The sequence below is a fragment of the Collinsella sp. SGI.178 genome (assembly GCF_050313495.1).
Lineage (GTDB): Bacteria > Actinomycetota > Coriobacteriia > Coriobacteriales > Coriobacteriaceae > Collinsella.
The window spans coordinates 87,231-112,527 of sequence record NZ_JBNPLM010000002.1; the positions used below are offsets into that span (position 1 = coordinate 87,231).

25 protein-coding genes and 1 tRNA gene are annotated in these 25,297 nt (G+C 61.8%); 3 read left to right on the plus strand and 23 right to left on the minus strand.

Annotated features, from left to right (window positions below):
- Positions 1–39: 39 nt before the first annotated feature.
- The 6 genes from ACQRAQ_RS01170 to ACQRAQ_RS01195 form a co-directional block, all read right to left on the minus strand.
- Positions 40–1,161, minus strand: a complete 1,122-nt coding sequence (locus ACQRAQ_RS01170; RefSeq protein WP_154516376.1) for a coiled-coil domain-containing protein — start codon at positions 1,159–1,161, stop codon at positions 40–42.
- Between the two features lie 32 nt (positions 1,162–1,193).
- Positions 1,194–1,724: an adenine phosphoribosyltransferase gene (locus tag ACQRAQ_RS01175; protein WP_427748040.1), complete on the minus strand. Its 531-nt coding sequence runs from the start codon at positions 1,722–1,724 to the stop codon at positions 1,194–1,196.
- A gap of 38 nt (positions 1,725–1,762) precedes the next feature.
- Complete coding sequence (locus ACQRAQ_RS01180) at positions 1,763–2,647, minus strand: MerR family transcriptional regulator (protein ID WP_154516382.1); 885 nt, start codon at positions 2,645–2,647, stop codon at positions 1,763–1,765.
- Between the two features lie 3 nt (positions 2,648–2,650).
- Positions 2,651–3,085 carry an FHA domain-containing protein gene (locus ACQRAQ_RS01185; protein ID WP_195838557.1) on the minus strand — a complete coding sequence of 145 codons (435 nt, stop codon included), beginning with the start codon at positions 3,083–3,085 and terminating at the stop codon, positions 2,651–2,653.
- A 66-nt stretch (positions 3,086–3,151) separates the two neighbouring features.
- Positions 3,152–3,856 (minus strand): CDP-alcohol phosphatidyltransferase family protein, encoded by a 705-nt coding sequence (locus ACQRAQ_RS01190; RefSeq protein ID WP_427793500.1) that lies wholly within the window; start codon positions 3,854–3,856, stop codon positions 3,152–3,154.
- Positions 3,857–4,005: 149 nt separating this feature from the next.
- Positions 4,006–4,365, minus strand: coding sequence for a hypothetical protein (locus ACQRAQ_RS01195; RefSeq protein WP_427793502.1), 360 nt, complete (start codon positions 4,363–4,365; stop codon positions 4,006–4,008).
- Positions 4,366–4,706: 341 nt separating this feature from the next.
- Between ACQRAQ_RS01195 and ACQRAQ_RS01200 the strand changes: the two genes are divergently transcribed.
- The 3 genes from ACQRAQ_RS01200 (at position 4,707) to ACQRAQ_RS01210 (ending at position 9,518) form a co-directional block, all read left to right on the plus strand.
- Positions 4,707–5,498 (plus strand): 7beta-hydroxysteroid dehydrogenase, encoded by a 792-nt coding sequence (locus tag ACQRAQ_RS01200; RefSeq protein ID WP_154516391.1) that lies wholly within the window; start codon positions 4,707–4,709, stop codon positions 5,496–5,498.
- 686 nt (positions 5,499–6,184) lie between these two features.
- On the plus strand, positions 6,185–7,147 hold the full coding sequence (locus tag ACQRAQ_RS01205; protein WP_427793503.1) for a hypothetical protein: 963 nt from the start codon (positions 6,185–6,187) through the stop codon (positions 7,145–7,147).
- Between the two features lie 349 nt (positions 7,148–7,496).
- The gene (locus ACQRAQ_RS01210) at positions 7,497–9,518 is read left to right on the plus strand and encodes a gamma-glutamylcyclotransferase family protein (RefSeq protein ID WP_427793504.1); all 2,022 of its coding nucleotides are present in this window, start codon (positions 7,497–7,499) and stop codon (positions 9,516–9,518) included.
- 850 nt (positions 9,519–10,368) lie between these two features.
- On the opposite strand, the gene ACQRAQ_RS01215 is transcribed toward ACQRAQ_RS01210, so the two are convergent.
- The 17 genes from ACQRAQ_RS01215 to ACQRAQ_RS01295 form a co-directional block, all read right to left on the minus strand.
- Positions 10,369–10,445: transfer RNA gene (locus ACQRAQ_RS01215), tRNA-Pro, on the minus strand.
- A gap of 80 nt (positions 10,446–10,525) precedes the next feature.
- On the minus strand, positions 10,526–11,740 hold the full coding sequence (coaBC, locus tag ACQRAQ_RS01220) for a bifunctional phosphopantothenoylcysteine decarboxylase/phosphopantothenate--cysteine ligase CoaBC (RefSeq protein ID WP_427793505.1): 1,215 nt from the start codon (positions 11,738–11,740) through the stop codon (positions 10,526–10,528).
- Between the two features lie 2 nt (positions 11,741–11,742).
- Positions 11,743–12,462, minus strand: coding sequence for a zinc ribbon domain-containing protein (locus ACQRAQ_RS01225; protein WP_427748044.1), 720 nt, complete (start codon positions 12,460–12,462; stop codon positions 11,743–11,745).
- On the minus strand, positions 12,459–13,268 hold the full coding sequence (locus ACQRAQ_RS01230; RefSeq protein ID WP_427726752.1) for a Nif3-like dinuclear metal center hexameric protein: 810 nt from the start codon (positions 13,266–13,268) through the stop codon (positions 12,459–12,461). The genes ACQRAQ_RS01225 and ACQRAQ_RS01230 overlap by 4 nt, the downstream gene beginning before the upstream one ends.
- Positions 13,265–14,443, minus strand: coding sequence for a cysteine desulfurase family protein (locus tag ACQRAQ_RS01235; RefSeq protein WP_427726750.1), 1,179 nt, complete (start codon positions 14,441–14,443; stop codon positions 13,265–13,267). Before ACQRAQ_RS01235 ends, ACQRAQ_RS01230 begins: the two co-directional genes overlap by 4 nt.
- 6 nt (positions 14,444–14,449) lie before the next feature.
- Positions 14,450–15,121: a ribulose-phosphate 3-epimerase gene (gene rpe, locus ACQRAQ_RS01240; protein ID WP_427717430.1), complete on the minus strand. Its 672-nt coding sequence runs from the start codon at positions 15,119–15,121 to the stop codon at positions 14,450–14,452.
- An 18-nt stretch (positions 15,122–15,139) separates the two neighbouring features.
- Positions 15,140–16,147 (minus strand): NAD(P)H-dependent glycerol-3-phosphate dehydrogenase, encoded by a 1,008-nt coding sequence (locus tag ACQRAQ_RS01245; protein WP_427793507.1) that lies wholly within the window; start codon positions 16,145–16,147, stop codon positions 15,140–15,142.
- Positions 16,148–16,156: 9 nt separating this feature from the next.
- A complete protein-coding gene (gene plsY, locus ACQRAQ_RS01250) occupies positions 16,157–16,840 on the minus strand; it encodes a glycerol-3-phosphate 1-O-acyltransferase PlsY (RefSeq protein ID WP_427717425.1) in 684 nt (227 codons plus the stop codon).
- Positions 16,833–18,167: a ribosome biogenesis GTPase Der gene (der, locus tag ACQRAQ_RS01255; RefSeq protein WP_427726746.1), complete on the minus strand. Its 1,335-nt coding sequence runs from the start codon at positions 18,165–18,167 to the stop codon at positions 16,833–16,835. Before der ends, plsY begins: the two co-directional genes overlap by 8 nt.
- 10 nt (positions 18,168–18,177) lie before the next feature.
- The gene (locus ACQRAQ_RS01260) at positions 18,178–19,620 is read right to left on the minus strand and encodes a DUF512 domain-containing protein (protein ID WP_427793508.1); all 1,443 of its coding nucleotides are present in this window, start codon (positions 19,618–19,620) and stop codon (positions 18,178–18,180) included.
- A gap of 2 nt (positions 19,621–19,622) precedes the next feature.
- Positions 19,623–20,522: a 4-hydroxy-3-methylbut-2-enyl diphosphate reductase gene (locus ACQRAQ_RS01265; RefSeq protein ID WP_427793509.1), complete on the minus strand. Its 900-nt coding sequence runs from the start codon at positions 20,520–20,522 to the stop codon at positions 19,623–19,625.
- A 2-nt stretch (positions 20,523–20,524) separates the two neighbouring features.
- Complete coding sequence (locus ACQRAQ_RS01270; protein ID WP_427793511.1) at positions 20,525–21,253, minus strand: lysophospholipid acyltransferase family protein; 729 nt, start codon at positions 21,251–21,253, stop codon at positions 20,525–20,527.
- Between the two features lie 3 nt (positions 21,254–21,256).
- Complete coding sequence (gene cmk / locus ACQRAQ_RS01275; RefSeq protein ID WP_427793513.1) at positions 21,257–21,943, minus strand: (d)CMP kinase; 687 nt, start codon at positions 21,941–21,943, stop codon at positions 21,257–21,259.
- A gap of 66 nt (positions 21,944–22,009) precedes the next feature.
- Positions 22,010–22,984 (minus strand): pseudouridine synthase, encoded by a 975-nt coding sequence (locus tag ACQRAQ_RS01280; RefSeq protein ID WP_427793515.1) that lies wholly within the window; start codon positions 22,982–22,984, stop codon positions 22,010–22,012.
- A complete protein-coding gene (gene scpB, locus ACQRAQ_RS01285; protein ID WP_427793516.1) occupies positions 22,971–23,699 on the minus strand; it encodes an SMC-Scp complex subunit ScpB in 729 nt (242 codons plus the stop codon). The genes ACQRAQ_RS01280 and scpB overlap by 14 nt, the downstream gene beginning before the upstream one ends.
- Positions 23,700–23,710: 11 nt before the next feature.
- Positions 23,711–24,520 carry a segregation and condensation protein A gene (locus ACQRAQ_RS01290; protein WP_427793518.1) on the minus strand — a complete coding sequence of 270 codons (810 nt, stop codon included), beginning with the start codon at positions 24,518–24,520 and terminating at the stop codon, positions 23,711–23,713.
- An 84-nt stretch (positions 24,521–24,604) separates the two neighbouring features.
- Positions 24,605–25,288 (minus strand): site-2 protease family protein, encoded by a 684-nt coding sequence (locus ACQRAQ_RS01295; RefSeq protein WP_154516487.1) that lies wholly within the window; start codon positions 25,286–25,288, stop codon positions 24,605–24,607.
- Positions 25,289–25,297 lie beyond the last annotated feature (9 nt).

Consider the following 25,297-nt stretch of genomic DNA (forward strand, 5'->3'; position numbering starts at 1 on the left):
AGGATACGAGGTCCACTTTCGTTAGCTGAGTTAAAACACTTAATAGCGAACGAAAATATAATTGTTGTTCATGCCAGCGGCAACGGAGCTGATGATAACGCCCGTGCTGTAGTCGGAAGCATGGATCATCTGGCCGTTACCAATGTAGATGCCGGTGTGGTAAGAGTTAACAACGACGTCGCCCGGCTGAGGATCAGAAACACGGGGCCAACCCATGAAGGTGCCGGTAGTGCCCAGGCGACAGTAGCGACCGGTGAGGCAGTAGCTTACAAAGCCGGAGCAGTCAAAGCTGTTCGGGCCAATGCCGCCCCAGGAATAAGCGCAACCAAGCTTGCTATAAGCGCGAGAGACAACGCTGCCGCCGTCAACGGACTGGCTCGGCGCGGAAGGGGCCGGTGCCGGGGCGGGCGTCGAGGGCTGCGGCGTGGGAGCAGGAGCGGGCGCGGGCGCAGGCGTGTTACCGCCGCCGTTGTTGGTCGTACCGCCACCATTGTTGGTGTTCTCGGTCGTACCGGCGGTGTCGTTGCTCACCGTGGCCTTTTCGGCAGTGCTGGCATTTATGCCAGCCTGCAGTGCGGCGTTGGCCTCGGCCTCGGCAGCAAGCTCGGCCTGCAGCTGTGAATCCAGGGAGTTCACGACACTCTGGGCCTCAGCCTGCTGGGCGTTGAGTTCGTCGACCTTCTTCTGCGTCGCGGCGACGTTCTTCTCCTGCTCGGCCTGCTTATCGGTGAGCTGCTGCTTAAGGTCCTTGACCTCCTGAATGGTCTGGGCCTGCTTGTCGGAGACCTTGCCGTAGTAGAACAAACGGTTGAGCATATCGCCCAGATCGTCGACGCCCGTCAGAACCTGAAGGAGACTCAGACCGCCGGTCTTGTACTCACCGGCAACGTAGCTCGAAAGCTTTGCCTGGCCCTCGGCAATCTCTTGCTGCTTTTGCGTGATCTCGCCTGCAGTCTGATCAAGCTCCTGTGTCTGTGCGGAGAGTTCTTCATGAATTTGCTGGGTTTGCGTACCGATCTGCTCGAGTTTGGTACGAGCAGCGGCAAGATCGGACGCGGTATCGGCATAGGCAGGAGCCGCGAGGCCCAAGCCCAAAACACAAGCGAGGGTTGCCGTAGCTGCGCAGCGTGCCATGTTTTTGTGCGTGTTTGCTGTGCGCATGGAGCTTCCTTTCCAGTATCTAAGGGTAGCGGCTAGTCCACCGTTACCAGGCTAAAGAGCTCAACGTCCTCGTTAGAAGGCGTGAGCTTCTTGCGCGGATTAAGAAACGCAAGCTCAAGGATACAACCATAACCTACGAGCTTTGCGCCCATATCTCGCACTAGTTTACCTGTTGCCTCGACGGTTCCGCCTGTCGCGACCAAGTCGTCCAGAATCAACACGGTATCTTTAGAGCTGATGGCATCGACGTGAATCTCAATCGAATCGGTTCCATATTCGAGCTCGTATTCCTGGCTAACGGTCTTACGTGGCAGTTTTCCCGGTTTACGTGCAGGAACAAAGCCCGCGCCGAGTGCCACGGCAACAGGCACGCCTACCATAAAACCGCGAGCCTCGGGTCCTACAACCTTAGTGATGCCCATACCGGAGAAATGCTCCGTTAGCGCGTCGACCATGGCTTTAAGCGCTTCGGGATTGCTAAAGAGCGGCGTGATGTCCTTAAAGACGACTCCGGGCTCGGGATAGTCGGGGATGTCGACGATGTGAGATTCGAAGTCGTACATGGTGTGACCTTTCATGGGAGGCTGGTTTGTAGAAGCGTTTATTTGTCCGCGCTGGCGGTGCCGGTGTGCGAGGGGGCAACAACCTTAAGCGGCTGCACGAGGGATTCCTCGCGCACGGGGACCGCGGAGGCAGATGCCTCTTCGCTTTTGGCCTTGGTTGATTCGGAGCGTGCGATCTCCTCATCGAGGGCATCGATATCGGCGTCCTCGACTACGGCGTTGAGTGACTCAAACACGCGGTTCTTGAGCAGCGCGGTATGCACGCCCTCGGTGAGGTCATGTAACTTCTTAAACGCGCGTTCGAGCTTGGCATCACGTTCGTCATCGGAGGTGTCCATGCCAAGCATACTCACGAGCACTTGCTCGAACATCGAAGACTCGCGGTTGGCGGATGATACGTACTGACGAAGGTTTCGCGGCTCGATATGAAAGCGTGACAGTTCAGAACAGTAGCGGATAATCGGAAAATCGCGCCCGTCGACGAGCTCGCGGTTCTGCGGACTCTTGATAATGCGAATAAGGTCGTTTTCGGCCAAGGAGCGAATAAACGAGATCTCGACGCCCAACATATCCGGAATGGTCTCGATGGGGTGCAGTTTCTGCTTGGTTTCCTTTGGTTCCGTCTTGAGCGGAACATCGGACAGCAGACCCACCTCGTAGGCAAGCGTGGAGAGATCTGTAGCGTTTTCCAGACGTTGCTTGATCACGTTGAGCGGCATGTAGCGAGTCTTCTGCAGGTGCAGAATGACCTCTAGACGGTCAACGTCCTCCTTGGAGTATTGGCGATACCCCTTAGGCGTACGATGAGGGGTGATGAGCCCCTCATCTTCTAGAAATCTAATTTTTGAGTTCGAAAGATCGGGGTATGCGCCTCGAAGTAAATTGACGACCTGGCCGATACTCAGATAGTTGCGTTCGGCCATGCCCTACTCACCGGTTTCGATGCGCTCCGGCGTGCTCTCGTGGTAGATGAGCGTGAACGTACCGATCTGGACGGAAGATCCGTCGTGCAGCGGGGCGGCGTTGACGATAGCGCCGTCAACCCACGTGCCGTTGAGCGAGCCTAAGTCCTCGATGCGAGCAGCCAGACCCTCGCGAATAATGCGTGCGTGGCTACGCGATACGGTCATGTCATTGAGGAAAATGCCGTTTGCCGGATCGCGGCCAATGGTGGTCACATCATCCTCGAGTTCAAAGGCAGCACCGGTCTGCGGCCCCTTGACAATAGACAGAACGGGGGCAGTGATGCGAACGTTCGCCATAAGATCGGGAACGGTAACGTCGCTCGAAGGCACACGGAAGACGCAGGTTGCGTCGGCAGTCTTATCGTTTTGAGGCATATTGTTAACCATGTTGTCCATGACAACCCCTAACTTAACGCGGACATGCCGCAAAGAATGAACTGTACGTAATAATACCCCAATGGCTTAGTCTTCAATTTCGGGGTTAAGAAAGTCGACGTCTTCGTCCTCTGGATGCGCAACAGCCTGTTTAATGGCCGCTCCACCCTTAATGGAGTAGATGACAGCGGTGAGCATGGAGAAGATGACGCCGCCATACACAAAGAAGATGCCGAGCGGTACCGAGCTGCCGTTGAGGCCCGGGAAGGCCGTGAACGTGGCGGGCAGCAGATGCCAGCCATCCACGGTGGGAAAGCCCAGCAGCATGAGCGAGAAGCCGGTCATGAGCAGCGCCGTGGCAATCTTGCCGGGAAACACTACGTCGATGGGGCGGCGGTGGTAGTGGCGCACGATGAGCGTGCCGATGCCCAGGTAGATATCGCGCCCAATGATGAGCACGCAGACCCAGATGGGAAGCTCGCCGCGAACCACGAGACCCAAGACGCCTGTAAATAGCAGCGCACGGTCGCAGATGGGATCCATAACCTTGCCGAGCCACGAGACCGTTTTGGTCGTGCGGGCAATCTGACCGTCCATCCAGTCGGTGGAGGCCGCGATGGCATAGATGACAATGGCGACGACACGGTTGTTGTCCGTCACAAACAGGTACAGGAAGACCAGCGTGAGGATCAGGCGCGTGAAGGTAATGAAATTGGAGATCGTGAAAATCTTATTCGACGGGTAATCGGAGGTGCCGATAAGCTCCTTTTTGATCTTCTTTTTGATGCCCACAGGACTCCCCCGCTGGTAAACGACAAAACTCTCGATACTATACCCGTTCTGGCGACGTCTATCCAGCGTAAGCATAGAGAGTCCAGACATGTGGAGGACGCTGCTGGGTGCCACGAGGACTCTCGCGCCGTTGCTTTAACAAAAAACTCTCACAGGAAGTAGCCGCGAGGGCTATGTTGGTAGTTGCAGCTACAGTTATTGTTGAGGGTGAGCAGCGCGTCGCGCACGCCGTAGAGGTAGCCGCTGATGAGCGCCCAGCGCACGCGCTCGTCGAGCGCAGCGAGGCAGAGCGTCTGCATGGCACCGCCGGAAAAGCCGACGCAGCCGAGTTCGCGCAGAGACTCCACGCGCCGCGCGCCGCAACGTAGTCGATGAGGCGCATGAGGTCCCAGGTCTTCGGTATCGATGTGCACATCGAGCATCACGCCGACCATGAACATTGCGAGAAACGTATTTGCCGAGCCTACCGAAGCGGTGACGTCGAGCACCGGCGCAGAATAGCGATGCATCCCTTTGTACATGGGCACACAAGGGGATACAGCAAAGGCGACCGAAGGTCGCAATGCCCTCCTGGTGAATAGCTACCAAGGTGGGTAAAACCACATCGAACGCCGCTCACGCCAGGGCGGCGTTCACCTTTTGGTTCCACCCGCCAGCACCTCCTCTCTCGATGCCGCAAGGGTTTCTTCGCGGTGATAGACCGACACCGTTCATCGTTGTTTCGGGTTCGTTCGCAAAGTCGTGAACGCACTCCCCTCTTGTTCAGCGCATAATGGCGTACCGTATGCGGCTGAGCGGCCGCACGCTAAAGGAGAGGTGCCCGCATGGGCATCGAGAGAGAGGATGCAGTATGAACCTGAGGGAAAAGTACGGTGAGTGGGGCCTGATCCTGGGCGCGACCGAGGGCGTCGGCAAGGCGTTCTGCGAGAAGATCGCCGCCGGCGGCATGAATGTCGTCATGGTCGGCCGTCGCGAGGAGAAGCTGAACGTGCTCGCCGGCGAGATCCGTGAGACCTACGGCGTGGAGACCAAGGTCGTGCGCGCCGACTTTAGCCAGCCCGACGCTGCCGAGACCGTCTTCGCCGCGACCGAGGGCCTGGACATGGGCTTCATGAGCTACGTGGCCTGCCTGCACAGCTTCGGCAAGATCCAGGACACTCCCTGGGAGAAGCACGAGGCCATGATCAACGTCAACGTCGTGACCTTCCTCAAGTGCTTCCACCACTACATGCGGATCTTTGCCGCCCAGGACCGCGGCGCCGTGATCAACGTCTCGTCGATGACCGGCATCAGCTCCAGCCCCTGGAACGGCCAGTACGGCGCGGGCAAGGCCTTCATCCTCAAGATGACCGAGGCCGTGGCCTGCGAGTGCGAGGGCACCGGTGTCGACGTCGAGGTCATCACCCTCGGCACCACCCTAACCCCCAGCCTGCTGTCCAACCTCCCCGGCGGCCCGCAGGGCGAGGCCGTCATGAAGATCGCCCTCACCCCCGAGGAGTGCGTCGACGAGGCCTTTGAGAAGCTGGGTAAGGAGCTCTCCGTCATCGCCGGCCAGCGCAACAAGGACTCCGTCCACGACTGGAAGGCCAACCACACCGAGGACGAGTACATCCGCTACATGGGCTCGTTCTACCGCGACTAGCAGCTGCCGCGGCGCGTGCGCGAGGGCGCGTGCGGGTTCGCAGGTAGAGATGCGAGTGCGAGGGTTTCTTTGCGGGGGCGTGCGGATGCGGCGCCCGCAAAGAAACCCTCTTTTCATGGGTGGGCGCGACGGAACCTCGGCGCTCACCGTCGAGGGCGACCTGCCCGGCTCCCCCGCGATCTCCCTGCACGGGACCCTGCGCTCCGGCATCCTCTGGACCGTGTCCCGCTCGTGCCCAGTGGGCCGGCCGATCCGGCCCTCAGGGTATCGGATTCCCGCATTCATCCGTACATGTTCGTGTGAATGCGGGAGGTGTTCGGATGAGGTTGATATTCAAGGTGTAGACCGTTTTCTTGGTACTCCTCAAATGCGGCAGGGTTTTTCGAGTTTGTAGATGCTAATATAACCCTGCTCTCGAAAGAGGGCTCAGTCCCGGCTGGTAAACCTGACGTTTGGCGTGGTGTGCGTGACACGCATAGCGGGCATGGCCGCGATAGAATTTTCCATGCGGAGGGGTTCGACCCCACAGCGCCCCGAGGGTTTCGGGGGGCGAACTGGCAGGCAGGGAACCGGGGTGCAGGCTGTCCAGAAGGAGGGGTGTAATGCCTCTTCTTCTTTTTTGCCACATCAATCTTCTGGCTTGATAGGTTTTTCGTGCGTGTGATTGGGTTGCGGAAGGGATTGGCATGAGAGTTGCGGAAATTGCGGAAAGGGTCGGTTGCGATCCTGAGTCTGCGTATTCGAAATTCGCCGACACACGTGAAGGCACACGCTTTCACAACATGCAGTGGCCCATTTTCGTCACCGACGAAAACTATCGCTCGTTTTGCAAGGCGCTGGCAGATTATGCCAACTCAGAGGAAGGCCCCCAAAGCAACGGCCGCCATGAATTGTTCCTGAGCGTGCACGAGCTGTTCGAAAAGGGCAACGAGATTGGCGGCGCCCTGAAAAAGCGCCACTACAACTTGGACAAATCGTTCATAGGCACGGACGAGGCAAATCTCATGCTGCTCAAAGCGGCGCATAAGGGAATGACCCAGCAAGCGATCGCCGCGTACCTGGGCTGCTCGCGCACGGCGGTGCAAAAACGCCTGAGCGCCCTGGCAGGCGGCGTGCGTTTTGGCGACTCCTACATCAAGGCCGAGCCGACAAGCCGCGGCGGCCTGAAGTCGACGGCTCACCCGATCTTCCTGCCGCTGCGATTGCATGAGGTGTACCTGATGCTGTCGGCATTAGGCGAGTTTCGAGCGGAACGGTCAGGCGGGGACCCAGAGCGCGTCGTGGCCGATGATCTCGCTGGCAGAATCTATTCCCAGCTGAGCGACTACGCAAAGGGCGGGATCGACAGGGCATTGACTGAACGAGGGATTCGCCGCGGTGGGCAAAGGCCCGACTTCGACTCAAGCGAGGTGTCCGTTTTAGATCGCATTGTCATGTACGAGAAGATGGGCCTCGACCTTAAAGTCGTGCTTGTAAATGGAGATAAGCTCGTCGGCCGCTACGCGCGCCACGCCGATCTTCAGAAATGCGTAAACGCCGCCGAAATAGGCAAAGATGACCGCTGTTTCGTGTTGCGACTCTTGGATGGAACATACTGGGCGGTCTACGATTCTCAAGTAGTGAGCGTAGCAGCCGCACCCGGGGATTAGGTTGCGGCCAAGTCCCTCGTCCGCCCTCCCAGGCGGTACCGCTGCGGCCGATTTCATGTTTGCTTACAGGCGAAACAGCCGTCCTTGCGTTTTTCTAAACGCAACCTCTTCGTGCGCTCGTAAAAAATCGAATCGATAAAAACTGGCAACAACCCTTCTGAACGGGTATCCTTTCGCAGGATTCGCCTCGAACAGCGCTTTCTGCCTGCGCGATTTCGTGCATGGCCGTCCTTTTCGTTCTATTTCTTAAAATGACAATCTCAGGTTTTCACGCCTTTTCGGCTTCAGACTGTATGCTGCAATCAGCTCGAGCGACCGAAGCCCATCACAACACCGAAAGGCGTGAACCATGAAGTACAACGAGAAGCGCAACAACGCCTCAGCCCGTCACCCCGAGACTGCACCCTCGATCATCAACTTCGCGTACGGTAGCAACCTTGATATCCATCAAGTTGAAACCCGCTGCCCCGGCGCGGTGCTGCTGGGCAAAGCGACCCTGAACGGCTATGAACTGGCGTTCGACACCGCCGGATACCTCACCATCACCAAGCGCGAGGGGTCGCATGTGCAAGGCGCGCTGTGGGCGCTCGATAGCTCTCACGTGGCGTCTCTCGACCGCTACGAAGGCATTGCATCTGGTTGTTACCGCAAGGAAACGGTGACCGTTGGGCGCGAAGGCGATGTGGTTCCCGCAACCCTTGAGGCGATGGTCTACGTCTCTGAGCGCACCCCGCTGCGCAGGTACACCGAAAAGTACGATTACATCGACCGCGTGGTCGAAGCCGGCCGCGTGATGCAGCTTGATGAGGCAACCTTGGCGCAGATGTCCGACATGCGCGCCGACAGCCTGGACCGCTTGCGCGCGCAAGAAGAGTCGGCGGCGTATGGCGCAGCCAAGATCGACCTCCCCGCTGCACGCGAATACGCCGACTTCGTGTGCGGTGAAGGTCACCAGATCGCCGATTGCACATGCCGTTACACCGGTTACTACGCACGCCGTTTCCCCCGTGGCCTTCAGCAGCATGGACGCATCCTGCGCTCTAAGCGCTACCAGGTGATGGAAGCGAGTGAGGCCACCTTCTGCGGGTCTCACCGCATCTACTTGGCAATCAAGATTCCAGGCGAGTTCGGTTACAAGATTGACGTCCCCGAAGGGTTCCGCGCAGTGCGCAGCAGCGACCCTGCGCTGCAGGCAGACCTTAGTTACTCCCTTACGCTGGATGAGTTCGAAAAGCAGCGCAAGGCCCTGCTGCGCACCCTGCTCGGCTGGTGCAACAGCCTGCCTGAGTTTGACGCGCACAACTTTAATCGTCCCTCTGTCCCGGTGTTCAGCGCGCGCGAACACTCCGCCGACACCCGCGAGTATGCGGAAACCCCGTACTTCGCATATGGCTTTGACATCAGCCATGACCGCATTGCCAAAAAGCTCGAAGGCGGTCACCATGTTTATGCAACCAAGGCGAAGCTCTATGGCTACACGCTGGCGTGCGACGCGAAGGGCCGTCCCACCATCATGCGCATGGAAGGATCGTTTGTGGAAGGCGTGCTGTGGCATGGTCTCACGCGGGGTGAGGTCCAGGCGCTGGACAAAGCGAACGGCGTGCAGTACGGCACCTATGCAAAAGCCGGCGTTACGGTGAAGATTGAGGGCGAACCCACTGCGAGGGAAGAGAACGCATTCGTGTACATCTCTCAGCGAACCTCGCTTTCTGCAGTTACGAAAGACATCGAGGCGTTTGGCGCAATGCGCGACGAAGCCATCGCTCTGGAAATGGAGCGCGCCACCGTGGCGTGCATCGACGCCATTCTGCGTGCAAGCGGATGCCCCTGCGTGCAGCCCGAAGCCCCTGCGGCAGAAATCGCAGCCCTGGGCATCACAGAGCTCACGTCCGAGCAAACCATGAAGTGCATGCTGTTCGTGTGCCCGAAGTGCTTTAAGCCCTTGAGCGAATGCGAATGCGGCAAGCGCCCTGATCACCTGGTAGCGATCGACCACGAGCTGCAGCCCCATGTGCGCATACTGAACGATAAGGGTTATAAAACGCAGTTCTGCTGTGCCGGGCATGCAGACAGCGGTTGCCACGGTTACCTGAGCTTCGGACGCCGCTTCCGCGCACTAGAAGAGATATGCGGCGGTCAGCTGCCCAACGAGTCTCTTACGGAGGCGCCGCAACGCATTCGCAGCACGCGCCATGTAGCGCTGAACCTGCCCGGCGCCCCCGAAAGCTATGACGTGTACCTGGACAACAGGGGTTACGTCATTCGCTTTGAGCCGCGCCGTGGTGTGAGGCGTGAGCAGTTCGTGCAAGACAAGCCCGCTATGTTGAGCGCATTGCTGCAGTGGTGCGAGTCTCTCCCGCAGCGCGAATAGCCTGCAAGCCGTCTGAACTGGTAAGAATCGCCAAGCGCGTGGGTCGATGTTCGAATCCTGACCCGCGACTTCCGAGCCCCCTTCTAGTCCCAAGCCCCGATCCTCAAGCCCTCAGCCCTGCCCCTCAATGCGCCCTTGAGCGTGCGCATGCGGCGTCTATGAAGTTCCTACAGCGCTTCGGGGCGTTCTCGACGATGAAGTCGATGACGGTGGCGAGCTCGCCCTAGTCGAGCCCGCGCCGACGCACTCTCTTGAGGTCGCACGAGAATGACGGCGCGAACGCCGCCCTGAGCCGCACGCTCACGCCGTCGCCTAGGACTTCGCCGGCATGGCGGCCCAGATGGCGGACTCTGGGGCGATTACGCCGCAGGTGCCCGCAGCGATGGCCGGTGGCACCGTAGCGGTGTCGGCTTAATACCCGCGGCGTTAGCTTTTTGGAGCGCAGTGCCTTGTTTCGGCAGGCACGGAAGCCTTCCTCTCGCTGCCGAAAGAAATCGAAAAAGTATCGCGGCCCTTGGGCGGTGTCGGGGTTCCGTGCGAACGTGCGGGGAATTAGTGAAGCAGGGCGGGACAGTTGGCTTGGATGTCGTAGCCGCAGTAGCTAGGCACAGGTAGGTGATTTTCGCGTATGTAGAAAAATTTAGGCTAGATAGACTACAAATGTGGAATCAAAACGAATCAGTGAATTCAACAAATATGGAAAGAAAGTGAAGGGGGGATCCATTAAAACCGAGATTCTACAAAAGTGCAGGTAGAAGGGCGTGTCTTTATTGGCTAAAAAACAGCCGGTGATTCCCTGATGATTCCTGATAAAAAAGGCCAGGCACTAGGTGCCTGACCTGCAAACTTCTGGTCGGGACGACTGGATTCGAACCAGCGACCCCTTGACCCCCAGTCAAGTGCGCTACCAAGCTGCGCCACGTCCCGAAGCTTTTGTTTGTTGCTCTGCTCTCGCTCGCAACAGGGAGTATAGTAACCCGAAACTTTGTCCTTGTGCAAGAACTTTTTTACAAATTTTGAAGCAAGTCTAAAATTGTATCTGCGAGCTGGTGTTTTGTTAGTACGGGAAGTTCTTGCGTGCCCGCTGTACTTACTATCCAGGCCTTGTTGGTATCGGTCCCAAAGCCCGAATCGGCGCGCGAGACATCGTTGGCGATAATGGCATCGCAACCCTTGCGCACGAGTTTGCGCTGCGCGTACTCCACGACGTTATCGGTCTCGGCCGCAAAGCCGATCACACGGCGATCGCCCTTTTGGCGTGAGAGCTCGGCCAGGATGTCAACGGTCTCGACGAGCTCAATTCGATCCAGGCGCTCGTTGGCCTTTTTGAGTTTATGGTCCGCCGGGGCCGCAGGCGTGTAGTCGGCAACGGCGGCGGCACAAATGGCCGCGTCGGCCGTCTGGAAGGCGCTCAGCGCAGCCTGGAGCATTTCCGCGGCGGTTTGTACGCGCACGCACGCTACACCGCGGGGAACGTCGAGCGATGTCGGTCCCAGCACAAGCGTGACGGCGGCACCGCGGCGCGCGGCCTCCCCCGCCAGGGCGATGCCCATCTTGCCCGATGAACGGTTGCCTATGAAGCGCACGGGGTCGATCGGCTCGTACGTGGGGCCGGCGGTGATCACGATGCGCTTGTCCACAAGGTCCTGAGGGGCGGGGTCGAGCAGCTTGCAGACGGCCTCGACGATGTCCTCGGGCTCGCTCATGCGTCCCGTGTCCACATCGCCGCAGGCAAGGTAGCCGCTACCCGGACCCACAACGTGGACACCGCGCTCGCGCAGCGTGGTTATGTTTGCCTGCGTGGCCGGCGCCTTCCACATGCCATTGTTCATGGCCGGCGCGACCACGATAGGACGCGGCGTGGCAAGCAGCGTGGTGGAGATGAGGTCATCGGCGATGCCGTTGGCCATCTTGGCGATGATATTGGCCGTCGCGGGCGCCACGACCACCAAGTCGGGCTCCTGCGCCAGCGAGATATGGTGGATGGGGTCGGAGGGGTCGTCGAACAGACCCACAGCGACCGGCTCGCCCGTGAGCGCGCGAAAAGTGAGCGGGCCCACAAACTCCGTGGCATGCTCGCTCATAACGACCTTGACGCGTGCGCCGCGCTTTTGCAGCAGGCGCACGATATTGCACGACTTATAGGCGGCGATCCCGCCGGTAATGCCCAGCAGGATCGTTTTTCCCTCAAGTTGCATTGAATTTTCGGGTGCCGTCGTCATTGTTAGGCTTCCTTGTTGGGGAGCACGAGCAGGCGGTGGCAGTACGGGCAGTGCGTAATCTCACTACCGTCGTGGTTGAGGTCGCTCATGGACGATGCCTGCAGCGCGGTGTGGCAGACCGTGGGGATGTTGCCCTTGATGGTCTCGACGGCCAGGCCACGGAACTGCTTGAGCAAACGCTCGTAGTCGGTGAGGACGTCGGTCGGCAGCGTGGCGGCGAGCGCGGTACGCTCCTTGGTGGCGGCATCAATCTGGGCCTGGAGGTCGGCGGCCTTGGCACGGGCGGCCTTGGTGTCGGCCTTTACGCCCTCCTCGAATTTGGCGATGATGGCCTGCGCGCGAGCCTCACGGTCGAGCGCCTCCTTGTGGGCGACAACGACATCCTTGCGGGTGTGCTCAATCTTGTCCAGTCGCTTGGCCAGGGTGGCGAGCTCGTTTTCCAGATCCTGGACCTCGCGGTAGTCAGAGCCGTCGACGTGGCGTTTCTTGGCGGCCTCGATGGCGTTGTTGGTCTGGATCTCGGTGGTGTTGAGATCGTCCAGCTCAATGTCGAGGTCCTTGCGCTGAGCATAGAGCTTGGTCATTTCGGACTTAAGCTTTACATAGGTTTTGCGCTTTGAGGCGAGCTCCTTGAGCTCCGGCATATTGGCAAGTTCGCTCTTGTTGCGGGCGAGCTCCAAATCGATCTGTTGCAGCTTGAGTAGCGTAGCGCCGGCGCTCATAAGTTCTCTCCTTTTGTCACAGTCCACCATTGGCAAGGGTTCAGTATTTTAATCGCATGACGGGGGTCGACCCCGGCGTCAACCGCAGAGTTCATCAAGATATCCACGAACGGCTCCTCGGAGCGATCGTGGCCGAGCAAGATCACGCTCAGCCCGCGCAAGGCAAGATCTTGCGCCACGTGATAGCCCGCCTCGCCCGTCACGATGACATCCGCACCGGCGGCGATGGCAAGCTCGCCAAAGTCGCCGAGGGAGCCGCCCAGAATGGCGACGGTGCGGCACGGGCGCTCGGCATCGCCCCATACGCGTGGGTCGCTGCCAAAGGCCGTGGCAGCACGGGCGGCAAGATCGCACAGCGTGCACGGGTCGTTGAGTGTCGCAAGCGCGCCCAGGCCGGTCGACTCGGGGTCGTCCACGTGCTCCAGCGAGCTATCGGGCACGGCGTCCAACAGCTTACTTAGGCAGATGCGTGCCTCGTGCGAGCGGTCCAGGTTGGTGTGGAGCGAGATAATGCTCACCCCGCAGCGGGCCGCCTCGTAGAGCGCCGCGCTGCACTGGGGGCGCGTTGCGCTGGGCGGGCAAAACGACTCGGGCGCCTTGATGTAGACGGGATGATGCGTGAGCAACACGTTGGCTCCGGCTTCCAAGGCGCGCTGCACGTTGTCCCTGGTAGCGTCAAGCGCGCAGGCAACGCCGCGGATCTCGTCGTCGGGGTCGCCAACGGATAAGCCTACGTGGTCCCAGGGCTCGGCGTCCGTCTTGGGATAGCGTGCCAGCAGGGCGCGCTCGAGCTCGGCGACGATCATGCGGCACCTACGATCGAGAGCAGCGTCTGGGCAAAGTCGTCCAGATCGCTCGGATTCACGCGGTCATCGAAGGAGATGCGCAGTGCGCCCAGCGCCTGCTCGCGACCAATGCCCATGGCGCTGAGCACGTGGCTCGGGTCCATGCTGCCGCTCGAGCAAGCCGATCCGGCCGAAACCTCAAAGCCGGCGGCGTCGAGCTTGATGATGAGCTCCTCGGAGTCCATGCCGTCAATATAGATCGAAACCATGCCGGGCAGACGGTCGGCCTGCGTGTAGTCGCCCATGGTAGCGTGAAAGCGTGGATTGGCCGTAAGCGTGGCGTAGAGCTTGTCGGAAAGGGCTTGCAGCTTCTCGCGCTCCTGAGCCACATGGGGCGCCAGAGACGAGGCGGCAGCGGCAAAGGCCAGCTGCGTGCGCAGGTCCTGCGTGCCGGCACGACGTCCGGCTTCCTGTCCTCCGCCAAAGATGCGGGGGCGCAGCGGCGTGCGGCTTTTTAGGTATAAGGCGCCGGAGGCTACGGGGCCGCCAATCTTGTGTGCTGCAACGGTCATAGCATCGACGCCCAGCTCGGTCACATCGAGCGGAATATGCAGATAGCCCTGGATGGCATCGGTGTGGAACAGGGCACCCGCGGTGTGCGCAGCCGCGGCAAGCTCGCGAATAGGCTGTACCACACCGGTCTCGTTGTTGGCGGCCATGATGCTCACGAGCGCGACGTCGTCGCCCAACAAGTCGCTCAGCTCGGCAGGCTCGATGTAGCCCGCACGGCAGGGCTGCACCAGGTCGACGGTAAAGCCGGCGGCTCGCAGCAGCGGCAGGTTGTCCAGAATCGAATCGTGCTCGATCGCAGACACGATCACGCGCTCGCGCTTACGATCGCGCTGACGAGCACCCTCGGCAAGTCCGAGGAGCGCCAGCTGGTTGGCCTCGGTACCGCCGTTGGTTAGGACGATCTCGGACGGGCGAACGCGCGCGCCAAAGCTGCGGGCGATCTCGCGGCGTGCAACCTCCAGACGTGCGGCAGCCTTGCGGCCGAGCGAGTGCAGCGAGTTGGGGTTGACGCCTGCAAGCTCGCTTTCGTCGTACTCGCGCTGCGCAAGGAGCGCCTCGGCGCGCATGGGCGTCGAGGCGGCATAGTCAAGATTCACGGGTATGCGGTTTTGACCTGCGGTCATAAGGGTTTATGCCTCCTGTGCGGCCTCGTTGCCCAGCTTCTGCAGCAGCGCAACCTCGGCGGCGGGATCTTCGGACTTAAATACGGCGGAGCCGGCTACGAGTACGTTGGCGCCGGCCTTGACGACCTCGGCGATGTTTTTGGAAGAGATGCCGCCGTCGACCTCGATCATGGGCGACACACCGTGGCGCTCGCACATGGCCTTGAGCTCGTGGAGCTTATGCAGCGTGCCCGGGATAAAGCTCTGGCCGCCAAAGCCGGGGTTCACGCTCATGAGCAGCACCATGTCGACGACCTCGATAATGCTCTCGAGCACGCAGACGGGGGTGGCGGGGTTGAGTACCACGCCGGCCTTGACGCCGCGCTGCTGTAGGTGTGTGAGCGTGCGGTGCAGGTGCGTGGAGGCCTCATAGTGCACGGTGATCATATCGGCGCCGGCGTCGGCATACCAATCGACGGTCTCGTCGGGGTTCGACACCATCAGGTGCGCGTCGACCGGCACCTTGGTGGAGCGCTTGACGGCCTTGAGGATTTCGACGCCAAAGGTGAGGTTGCCGGTAAAGTGACCGTCCATGACGTCGAAGTGCACATAGTCGGCGCCGGCGATCTTGTCGAGCTCGCCCTTGAGGTTGGCCATGTCGGCTGAGAGGACGGACGGAGCGATTTTGATGGAACCCATGGTAGTAGCCTTTCTGCGCTAGTCGGTGAGTCCGTAGAACTCTTGAGAGGGGACGCGGTCGGTAAGGATCTCGAGCGCCCTATCCAAAGTAACACCGTTGTAGAGCGTTTGCTCCACGGCAAAGGTGAGCGGAATGTCTACGCCCAGCGAACGGGCGAGCTCGCTCACGCTGCGGGCGGCGACGGCGCCCTCGACCACCATATGCGTGCGCGCCTGGTACTCGTCGAGCGATACGCCGTGGGCAAACTCGTAGCCGAAGGTGCGGTTGCGCGAATGCTCGGAGGTGCAGGTGGCAATAAGGTCGCCCATGCCGGCAAGACCCATACAGGTCATGGCCTGGCCGCCGCGGGCGTGCACCAGTCGGCTGATTTCTGCCAGGCCGCGCGTCATGATAAGGGCGAGCGTGTTGTCGCCTGCGCCGGTACCGGCGGAGATGCCGCACACGATGGCGATGACGTTTTTCATGGCGCCGCAAACCTCGACGCCGGTCATGTCCTGCGTCAGATAGATGCGGAAGGCCGTGGATAGGAGCAGGTCCTTAAAGGTCTCCCCTACCTGCGAGTCTTTGCTGGCGATGACGGCGGCGGAAAGTCCGCCGCGGCATATCTCCTCGGCATGGTTGGGGCCCGAGAGCGCCGCCACACGCATCTCGTTGCCGATCTCGCTGGCGATGACCTCGCTCATGAGCATGCCGGACTCGGGCTCGATGCCCTTGGTGAGGCACAGGACCGGAGTTTCGGTATCGATAAACGGCGCTGCCCGATGGCACACGTCGCGCAGGTGCATGGAGGGCACGGCAAAGATGATCGCATCGGCACCGTCGAGCGCTCGCGACAGGTCCGTGGAGGCGACGACGTTGCCGGGCAGCTCGTAGTCCACCAGATAGCGCGGGTTGCGGTGCTCACCGTTAATGCCGGCGGCCGTCTGCTCGCTGTGGGCCCACATGGTCACGCGCTCGGCTCGCGCGGCGGCAAGGCCGGCGACGGCGGTTCCCCAGGAGCCGGAGCCAATCAGCGCAACATTCATGACTCTCTCCTACTTATCGTCGGGCTCGGTGACGCGCTTGGTAAACGAGAGCTTGGATTCCTTACCCGTCATGAGCTTTTTGATGTTCGCGCGATGGGCCCACACCACGGTGATGCCGATCATCGCCATGCAAAACTTGAGGCCCAGGCTGCTGTACGGAAAGACCGCGCAGGCGGCGATGGGAAGACCGATGGCCGCGGCAAGCGAGCCCACCGACACATACTTGGTGATGGCGACGGCCACGATAAACATGCCCAGTAGCGAAAGTCCGATGGGCCAGTACCAGGCCAGTATGACGCCCAGCCCCACGGCAATGCCCTTACCGCCGTGGAAGTTGAGGTAGGGCGAGAAGATGTGTCCCCACACGGCAGCCAGGCAAATGACGCCGAGCATCCAGTCGCCGGCGGCACCGGGAGCCATGATGCTCACCGGGAAGGCATAGCCCACGCTCGCGATGAGCGGACGCGCGATAAGGACGCAGATGGCGCCCTTTAAGCAGTCGAGCAGCAGCGTGAGCGCGGCGACCTTGGGACCGGCTACGCGCAGGGCGTTGGTGGTGCCGATGTTGCCGGAGCCCGCCTTGCGAATATCCGTGTGGTTGAACACACGGCCCAGGATCAGGCCAAACGGAATCGCTCCGATAAAGAACGAGACCACGGCGCAGATGGCGGTCAGCAGAATCGGATTATGCATCCTTTTGCTCCTTCTTCCTAAAGAAGAGTCGAATGGGCGTGCCGGCAAAATCGAAGGTCGAGCGCATGCGGTTCTCCACGTAGCGCTGGTAGGTGTCGTTGACCAGGTCGCTGTGGTTGACGAAGAACGTAAACGTCGGCGGGTTGACGCCCGTCTGGGTCACGTAGTGCATGCGCAGGCGACGCTTGCCGTCCACCACGGTGTGGCCAAACTCGCGCAGGTCGGTGAGGAAGGTGTTGAGGCGCGAGGTACTGATCTTTTGCGAGCGCGTCTTCTCGGCAGCGTCGACCATCGCCCAGATCTTCTCGACGCCACGGCCAGTCAGGGCCGAGATGCGCAGGTACTGGGCCCAGGGAGCCATGACGCCCAGACGGCGGTCGACGGTCTCCATGCAGGCCTCGCGCTTGCGGTCGTCGTCGAGCAGGTCCCACTTGTTGAGCAGAACGACGATGGCGCAGCCGCGTTCGATGGCCAAGCCCATGACCTTCTGGTCCTGCTCGGTAACGCCTACGGAGGCGTCGACGACGAGCAGTGCCACGTCAGCACGGTCGATGGCGCGCAGGCCGCGGACCATGGAGTAGTACTCGATGTTCTCGTACACGGTGCTCTTCTTGCGAATACCCGCGGTGTCGACCATGCGGTAGTGCTTGCCGTTGCGCTCCACGACGGTGTCGATGGCGTCGCGCGTCGTGCCGGCGATGTTGGACACGATAGAGCGGTCGGCGCCCAGGATACGGTTGAACAGCGACGACTTACCGGCGTTGGGGCGGCCGATGATGGCGACGTTCAGCGCGTCGGGGAACTCATCGGCGACCTCGTCCTCTTCCTCGGGGAGCAGGGCCACGATGTCGTCGAGCAGGTCGCCCGTGCCGTGGCCGTGTAGGGCCGAGAGCGGCGTTGGCTCGCCGATGCCGAGCGAATAAAACTCCCAGATGCTGTCGTTTTCGCGATCGGGGTTGTCGAGCTTGTTCACCAGCAGAAAGACCGGCTTGTCGCAGCGCTTGAGCATGCGGGCGACCGACTCGTCCTCCTCGGTGACGCCGGTGCGGCCGTCGACCACAAATAGGATGACGGCGGCTTCCTCGGCGGCGGCGAGGGCCTGGTCGCGGATGGACGTGGCAAAGACGTCATCGCTCTTGAGCGGCTCGATGCCACCCGTGTCGACGATGGTGAACTCGCGGCCGTTCCAATCGGCCGTGTGGTAGGAGCGGTCGCGCGTTACGCCGCGGGACTCATGGACGATGGCGTCCGAGGTCTGGGCCAGGCGGTTAACGAGCGTGGACTTGCCCACGTTGGGGCGTCCGACGACGGCGACGATAGGTTTCATCTGCACTCCTTTAATGGGTAGGGTCAGTGGAATTAGTTGAGTCGGCAGGCACAATGCCAAGGATGTGCTCCAGGGTATCGAGCAGCTCATGCGGCATGGTCGACACCACATGAACCTCGGCGCCGCGAGCTTCAAGGCTTGCGAGTAAATCGTCACGATGATACTCGTCAAGGGTCATGCCGTCAGCGTTGAACATGAGCTTAGGCACAAAGAGCATAACCCCCGAGAGGTCCTGCGGCAGCTGCTCCAGAATGTCGCAGGCGACGATGAGGCCGGTCACGTCCACGTTGCCGCCAAAGTAACGGTTTTCGATAGCGGTGACGGTGCCGGCAAGGCCCCGTGGCGACTCCACAAAGCGGGCCACCGTATCGCGCGCGCTGGCGCCGGAGAGGCACAGGAGGCGCTGGTTGCGCCCGGCGATGCCAGCGCGGACGCGGGCCAGACGCTCGGCGTCGGCGGCAAGCACGTCGTCGGTCTCGTCCAGATACGAGCGAATCATACCGATGCCGTCGTAATACTGCGGGTAGCCGTCGTAAAAATCGGCTTGGGGTGGCTCGATGCCGGCGTCCAGATAGAACTCGTCGCTCATCTGGAAGGTGTGGCGGCCAAAGCGCTTGTAGGCACGATCCTGGAAGGGACGGATCATGGCAATGGTTTCGCGCGCGAGCTCAGGTTTGTCGCTGTAGGACCACGTAAAGCGGTTTTGATGCTTGGTGAAGCCCAGTGGCACAATGCCCAGGCTCGTGATCTGTTCGTGCTCCTCGCAAAAGCGTAGGGTCTTTTGCAGCTCCTCGCCGTCGTTCATGCCGGGACACAGCACAATCTGCGCGTGAATCTCGATGCCGGCGGCCATGATGGCCTCGAGCACGTCCATGCCGCGCTGGGCGTTACGGCCCATCATGCGGCGGCGGACGTCGGGGCTTACGGCATGGACCGACACGTTCATGGGACTCATATTGCGGTCGATAACGTTTTGCACGTCCTCGTCGGAAAGGTTCGTGAGCGTGACAAAGTTGCCCTGTAAAAAGCTCAGGCGGTAGTCGTCGTCACGAATGTAGAGCGTTGAGCGGCCGCCCTTGGGCAGCATGGTCATAAAGCAGAACACGCAGGCGTTCACACAGGTACGCATGCCGTCGAAGATGGGGCCGTCGAACTCAAGGCCCCAGTCCTCGCCGGGAAAACGGTCGAGCTCCACGGGGGTGACGGTGCCGTCGCGCGGGTCGAGAACCTCTAGGTCGACGGTGTCCTCGTCGGCCTCCCAGAGCCACACGATCATGTCGGTGAGTGCCTCACCGTTGACCGTGAGCACGCGCATGCCCGGCTCAATACCCACATCCCATGCGGGCGATTCGGGACGCACGTTCTTTACGAGCGCGCCCTCACCCGGCTCGGGGTCGCGGCTGCGCCCGTAATCGGCCACCTCGGCGGCGTATGCGGGTACGGTCTGGTCCATGATTAGCGACAAAGCTCCTTGATGCGCGCAACGGCGCGTTCGATGTGTTCTTGCGGAGTTGAGGCTCCGGCGGTGATGCCGATGCGGCGCGCGTTGGCAAACCATGCGGCCTCAAGCTCGGAGGCTTCCTCGATGTGATGGGTGTGCTCGCAGACATCGGCACAAATCTGCGCCAGGCGGCGCGTATTGCCCGAATTTTTGCCGCCCACGACGACCATGCAGTCGCAGCGGTTGGCAAGTGCAGCGGCCGCCTGCTGGCGCTCGCTCGTGGCAGCGCAGATGGTGTTGATCACGCGTAGTTCCTGCACACGCGGAGTGATGGAGGCCACGACCTCGGCCAGGTTCTGCGCGGTTTGGGTGGTCTGCACAACCAGGCCCACCTTGCCCTTGAGCGGCAGCGCGTCCGCATCGGCGGCGCAACTCACGACCTGCGCGTCATCGCCGGCGTGGCCCAGGATGCCCTCAACCTCGGGGTGGCCCGGCTCGCCTACGACGAGCACACGGTAGCCCTCGCGCACCAGGCGCTCGGCCGCCACGTGGACCTTCTTGACGTAGGGGCAGGTGGCATCGACCACGGTAAGGCCGCGCTCGCGAGCAGCCTCGATGACCTGCGGCACCACACCGTGCGCGCGAATGACCACGGTGCCCGATGCGGCGTCGTCCAAGGTGTCTGCCAGACCGACGCCTGCCTCGGCGAGCTCGCGCACCACGATGGGGTTATGGATGAGCGGGCCCAGGGTGTGGACCTGAGCGCTCTCCCCTGCCTGCGGCGCGGCGGCCAGCGCCATGTCGAGTGCACGCTGAACGCCGTAACAGGTGCCGGCATGCGCTGCGATTTCGATGGTGGGGGCGTCTGCCTTGCCGGGCGCAGCCTCGACGGTGTTCATGACGATCTCGCCCATGGCTAGAACCTGCCGGGGTGCTCGGCACACAGGTCGTCGCGCATGGCGTAGACGCGGCTCATGGCCTCGGACTCAAACCATGCCAGGCGCTCCTTGCGCTTGAGCTCGGCCGGTGCATCGGATAGCGAGATGGCCTTGCCGGCACGGATCCAGCACTTTTTGGGGCGCATGAGCTTTTTGCCCGCAGGCGTGATATCGGACCAGCCGCAGATGGCGAGCGGGTTGACGGGTGCCTTGCCCATCTGGGCGATGAGTGCAAAGCCGCCGTGGACCTCGGGCTTGATCTCGCGCGAGCGGATTCGTGTGCCCTCGGGGAAGATCAGGACGTCCTCGCCGCGCTGCAGCGCGTGCTGGGCGGCACGTAGGCACTTCATGTCGGCGGTGCCGCGCTCGACGGGAATGCCGCCCACGCGGCTAAAGGCCCAGCGCACGATCTTGCTCTTGGCAAACTCGGACTTAAAAATGGGGCGAATGCGGCGGCCGCCAAAGAATAGCGCCGTCTCTACAGCCAGGAGCTCGGCCATCGAGGTGTGGTTGCAGATGACCACGCTGCCGCGGCCTTCCTGGCGCTCAAACAGCAGGTCGCTGTCCTCGACCTTCCAGCGCCACATGAGCTTGGAGAAGACCCACAGGATGCCCATGACCACAAAGACGGTGCCGCGGATGAGCACGGGGAACTCGGCATAAGGCGCGTTGTAGTAATCCTCGGGCGTCTGCTTAAACAGGCGCATGAGCTACCTCCTTTGGTTGATGAGGTCCTCGATTATCGAGACGACCTCGTCGATGGTATGTGCGGTGGAGTCGACGTGCACGGCGTCCTCGGCGGGCACGAGCGGCGCGACCTCGCGGCTGCTGTCGAGCTTGTCGCGCTGCTTGAGGGCGTCGAGCGTCTCGTCGACCTCGGCCTCGAGCTGCTCTTCGGTGGGCGGCTGGGCGTCGTTTTGGTGGCGCTGCAGCACGCGGCGACGGGCGCGCTCGCGCGGGTCGGCGGTCAGGAACACCTTGACCTGCGCGTTGGGGAACACGACGGTGCCGATGTCGCGGCCCTCGGCCACGATATCGCGGCCCTCGGCGGCGCGGCGCTGATGGATGAGCATGGCGGCGCGTACGCCCGGGTAGGCCGAGACCTTGGAGACGTTGGCGTCCACCTGCGGGGTGCGAATGGCAGCCGAGGCGTCCGCGCCGTCGATGGTCAGGCGCGTGTCCTCGCCGGTGCCGTTGGTAAAGCGAATCTCGATTTGCTCGGCGAGGGCGTCGATGGCAGCCTCGTCGTCCAGATCGATGCCGCGGTCGAGCGCGGCGAAGGTGACGGCGCGATACATGGCGCCCGTGTCGAGCTTGTTAAAGCCCAGCTGGCGGGCGATCTCCTTGGCGATGGTGGACTTGCCGGAACCGGCGGGGCCGTCGATGGCGACGATCATGCAATGCTTCCTTTCGGTGGTTGACGTGCTGGTATGGGGCGCGGGCGCTGCGGCTTGGCGGACTGGCTAGCCCGTGTAGCGCTCGCGGTAGGTGTTGCGCTTGGGCGCGGAGCCGTGGCTGCCGTGGTGGCGCGTGCGAGTCGCGGGGTTGGCCGCCGGCGCGGCGGAGCGCTTGGCGCCGGCCTGCTTGGGCGGGATGCCGCCGGCCTTGAGGATCTGCACCTCGCGGTCGGTGAGCTCGCGCCACGAGCCCTTGGCCACGTCCTTGAGCTCCAGGCCGGCAAAGTTGCAGCGGTGCAGGCGGATCACCGGGTGGTGGATCTTGCTCAGCATGCGCTTGACCTGGTTTTTGCGGCCCTCGCGGATGATGACTTCCACGGCGGTTGTGCCGGGCTTCACACCCTGCGGGGCCACCGCCTCGGCCTCGCGCGCGGTAATGACGCGGCAGATCGCCGGCTGGCACAGGCCGTCGTCGAGCTCGATGCCGCGGCGCAGCGGTTCCAAGTCGCGATCGTTCAGGTCGCCGTCCACGAGCGCCTGATAGGTCTTGTAGACGTGCTTGCTGGGGTGCAGAAGGTCCTGCGACAGGTCGCCGTCGGTGGTAAAGAGCAAAAGGCCCGTGGTGTCGCGGTCCAGGCGACCCACCGGGAACAGGCCCGGAAAGCGGTCGCGCGGGACCAGGTCGGCCACGCAGGGGCGCTCCTGCGGATCGCTCATGGTGGTGAGGTAGCCGGTCGGCTTGTAGAGCATCAGGTACACGGCGCCCTGGTTGAGCTTGACGGGCATGCCGTCAACCTCGATATGGTCGCGGTCCACATCGACCTTGGTGCCCAGTTCGGTCGCGACCTGGCCGTTGACAGTCACGCGGCCGGCGGTCATCAGGTCCTCCGAGCCGCGGCGGCTCGCAACACCCGCGCGCGCCAAAAAGCGCTGCAGGCGCATGGTGTGCGGGTAGACGGGCTGGGGGTCGGTCGCGGGTGCGCCCGTGGCACCGGCGGCGTGTGAGGTACGCATCTCCCCTGCTTCGTTAGTCCTCGTCATGCGTATCCTCCGCAGCGTCGTCGGTGGCAAGTGTTTCCTCGCCGCCGGCTGCCTCGACATCCTCAACATCGGTATCCAGCAGCTCTCGCTCTTCGTCTAGGTCCTCGACCTGCTCCTCGAGCGTAGACTGAATGCTGCGGCCGCTTAGGCGCTCGCGGATAAATTGACGCGACTGCTCGTCGGGGGCAAACTGCTCCAGATCGGGAAGGTCGCGGGTGGAGCGCAGACCGAACTTCTCCAAAAAGGCGTTGGTCGTGCCGTAAATGATGGCCTGACCGCGCTGGGGGTCGCGACCGAGCTCGCGCACCAGACCCTTGTCAACGAGCGACGCGATGACGCCGTCGGAGTTGACGCCGCGGATGCCCTTGACCACCTCGCGCGTAACGGGCTGGTGGTAGGCGATAACGGCCAGGGTCTCGAGTGCCGCCTGCGACAGTTTTTGCGTATCCCAGCTCAGCACATAAGCTTCGACCACGTCGTGGTAGGCGGGGTGCGTGAACAGGCGCCACCCACCGGCGACCTCGCGCAGCTGAAAGCCGCGGTTGGCCTCCTCGTACTCAACTTTGAGCTCGGCCAAAAGCGACGCGCACTCGCCCGGGGCGATATCCAGCGCACCTGCCAGCGCGGGCGCGCTGACGGGATCGCTCGAAACCAGCAACAGCGCCTCGAGGGCGCCTTTGAGGCTGTTTGCCTCTAGCGTAGAAAAGGTTGACATGGTTGCCGCTCCTATTCGGTGAGCTCGGGGCCCTCGCCGGGCACGTATGCCTCGGCGCCCTCGACGCGGTTGATGCGGATGGTTCCAAAGATCTCGTCCTGGCTCAGGGTGAGCGAGCCTCGCTTGGTGAGCTCCAGCATGGCCAGGAAGGTGACGACGAGCTGCTCGGTGGTGGCGTCGCCGTCTAACAGCTCGCGGAAGGTGCAAGTTTGGTGCGCCATGGTAAAGCGGTCGACCGAGGCCACCGTCAGGTCGAGCGGCACGCGATGCGGCGCCACGTGCTCGGCCTCCAGCAGGAAGGTCTGGCGCTTGCCGTCAAGGTCGGCGCAGATGACGGCGAGGCCGCGCAGGGTAATGCCGGCCAGGTAGTCGGGCATGAGGCCCAAAAACTCGGGGTCGGGACCGGCCACACGCGGATGCATGCGGCTTTCGGCCTGCATGCGCGCGCCAAGGGCCGCCGCCGCGCCCTTAAACTGCTTGTAGGCGATCAGGCGCTGGATCAGGACCTCGCGCAGGGCGTCGCCGTCGAGTGCACTGAGCTCTTCGAGGTCTTCGTCAATCTCGTCATCGTCGACGGATTTGCTGGGGGCCTCCTGCGGCACCAGCGAGGCGGCCTTGATGTCCAAAAGGGTTGCCGCGACCAGTAAAAAGTCGCTCGCCACGTCCAGGTCCAGCGCCTCAATACGCTCGACCTCGGCCAGGTACTGCTCGGCCACCTCGCTAATAGAGATGGCGCCGATATCAACTTTTTGGCGGGTTACCAACTGCAGCAGCAGGTCGAACGGTCCGCTGTAGACCTGCGTCGACACGCGATACGACATCTTCGACCTCCTTTGACGGCGCCTTCGCGGCGCGGTTTGGGTGCATGTTGCGACCGTTTTGCACGGTCGACCTGTAAGTTTACCTTAGATGCCGGCGATTGCGAAGTTAAGCAGCTGCCCAGCGAGCGGATACACGGTAACGTCGAAATATCGTCCGATCACATCGATGCCGGTCCACATGGGCAGCAGATACAGCACGATGATAAGAATCGGCATGGCGTATTGCTGAAGTTGGTAGTAGTTGGCGAGTGCCTTGCCTTTAAGGAACGGCACGATGATCGACGAGCCGTCAAGCGGCGGAATCGGGATGAGGTTAAAGAACGCAAGCGACAGGTTGACCACGATAAAGGTGGCGCCGAAGTTCATGATTTGGGACGCCACGGCAAAGGACATGCTGGTGTAGAGGTTGCCGTATGCTGCGTGCATGATGGCGGCCGCAAGGCACGCCAGTGCGATGTTCGATGCGGGGCCGGCCGCGCTCACCAAGACCTCGTCGCGCTTGGGGTGCTTAAGATTGTTGAGGTAGACGGGCACGGGCTTAGCGAAGGCGAACACCGGGCCGCCGGCCGCGAGCATGAGCAGCGGTAGGATGATGGTGCCAAACGGGTCGATATGGTTGAGCGGGTTGAGCGAAACGCGGCCGCGCGAACGGGCCGTTTTGTCGCCGAGCGCCCAGGCCGCGGCGGCGTGTGCGCTCTCGTGGATGACGATGCCCACGATGACGGCGACGGCGCTCGCGAGCAGGTTCATGAGGTAGCTACTGGACATGGCGCTCCC

Excerpts from the sequence above, each read along its gene's own strand:
- ACQRAQ_RS01170 (WP_154516376.1), bottom strand. The coding sequence starts at position 1,161 with ATGCGCACAGCAAACACGCACAAAAACATGGCACGCTGCGCAGCTACG.
- ACQRAQ_RS01175 (WP_427748040.1), bottom strand. The coding sequence starts at position 1,724 with ATGTACGACTTCGAATCTCACATCGTCGACATCCCCGACTATCCCGAG.
- ACQRAQ_RS01180 (WP_154516382.1), bottom strand. The coding sequence starts at position 2,647 with ATGGCCGAACGCAACTATCTGAGTATCGGCCAGGTCGTCAATTTACTT.
- ACQRAQ_RS01185 (WP_195838557.1), bottom strand. The coding sequence starts at position 3,085 with ATGGACAACATGGTTAACAATATGCCTCAAAACGATAAGACTGCCGAC.
- ACQRAQ_RS01195 (WP_427793502.1), bottom strand. The coding sequence starts at position 4,365 with ATGCATCGCTATTCTGCGCCGGTGCTCGACGTCACCGCTTCGGTAGGC.
- ACQRAQ_RS01200 (WP_154516391.1), top strand. The coding sequence starts at position 4,707 with ATGAACCTGAGGGAAAAGTACGGTGAGTGGGGCCTGATCCTGGGCGCG.
- ACQRAQ_RS01205 (WP_427793503.1), top strand. The coding sequence starts at position 6,185 with ATGAGAGTTGCGGAAATTGCGGAAAGGGTCGGTTGCGATCCTGAGTCT.
- ACQRAQ_RS01210 (WP_427793504.1), top strand. The coding sequence starts at position 7,497 with ATGAAGTACAACGAGAAGCGCAACAACGCCTCAGCCCGTCACCCCGAG.
- coaBC (WP_427793505.1), bottom strand. The coding sequence starts at position 11,740 with ATGACGACGGCACCCGAAAATTCAATGCAACTTGAGGGAAAAACGATC.
- ACQRAQ_RS01225 (WP_427748044.1), bottom strand. The coding sequence starts at position 12,462 with ATGAGCGCCGGCGCTACGCTACTCAAGCTGCAACAGATCGATTTGGAG.
- ACQRAQ_RS01230 (WP_427726752.1), bottom strand. The coding sequence starts at position 13,268 with ATGATCGTCGCCGAGCTCGAGCGCGCCCTGCTGGCACGCTATCCCAAG.
- ACQRAQ_RS01235 (WP_427726750.1), bottom strand. The coding sequence starts at position 14,443 with ATGACCGCAGGTCAAAACCGCATACCCGTGAATCTTGACTATGCCGCC.
- rpe (WP_427717430.1), bottom strand. The coding sequence starts at position 15,121 with ATGGGTTCCATCAAAATCGCTCCGTCCGTCCTCTCAGCCGACATGGCC.
- ACQRAQ_RS01245 (WP_427793507.1), bottom strand. The coding sequence starts at position 16,147 with ATGAATGTTGCGCTGATTGGCTCCGGCTCCTGGGGAACCGCCGTCGCC.
- plsY (WP_427717425.1), bottom strand. The coding sequence starts at position 16,840 with ATGCATAATCCGATTCTGCTGACCGCCATCTGCGCCGTGGTCTCGTTC.
- der (WP_427726746.1), bottom strand. The coding sequence starts at position 18,167 with ATGAAACCTATCGTCGCCGTCGTCGGACGCCCCAACGTGGGCAAGTCC.
- ACQRAQ_RS01260 (WP_427793508.1), bottom strand. The coding sequence starts at position 19,620 with ATGGACCAGACCGTACCCGCATACGCCGCCGAGGTGGCCGATTACGGG.
- ACQRAQ_RS01265 (WP_427793509.1), bottom strand. The coding sequence starts at position 20,522 with ATGGGCGAGATCGTCATGAACACCGTCGAGGCTGCGCCCGGCAAGGCA.
- ACQRAQ_RS01270 (WP_427793511.1), bottom strand. The coding sequence starts at position 21,253 with ATGCGCCTGTTTAAGCAGACGCCCGAGGATTACTACAACGCGCCTTAT.
- cmk (WP_427793513.1), bottom strand. The coding sequence starts at position 21,943 with ATGATCGTCGCCATCGACGGCCCCGCCGGTTCCGGCAAGTCCACCATC.
- ACQRAQ_RS01280 (WP_427793515.1), bottom strand. The coding sequence starts at position 22,984 with ATGACGAGGACTAACGAAGCAGGGGAGATGCGTACCTCACACGCCGCC.
- scpB (WP_427793516.1), bottom strand. The coding sequence starts at position 23,699 with ATGTCAACCTTTTCTACGCTAGAGGCAAACAGCCTCAAAGGCGCCCTC.
- ACQRAQ_RS01290 (WP_427793518.1), bottom strand. The coding sequence starts at position 24,520 with ATGTCGTATCGCGTGTCGACGCAGGTCTACAGCGGACCGTTCGACCTG.
- ACQRAQ_RS01295 (WP_154516487.1), bottom strand. The coding sequence starts at position 25,288 with ATGTCCAGTAGCTACCTCATGAACCTGCTCGCGAGCGCCGTCGCCGTC.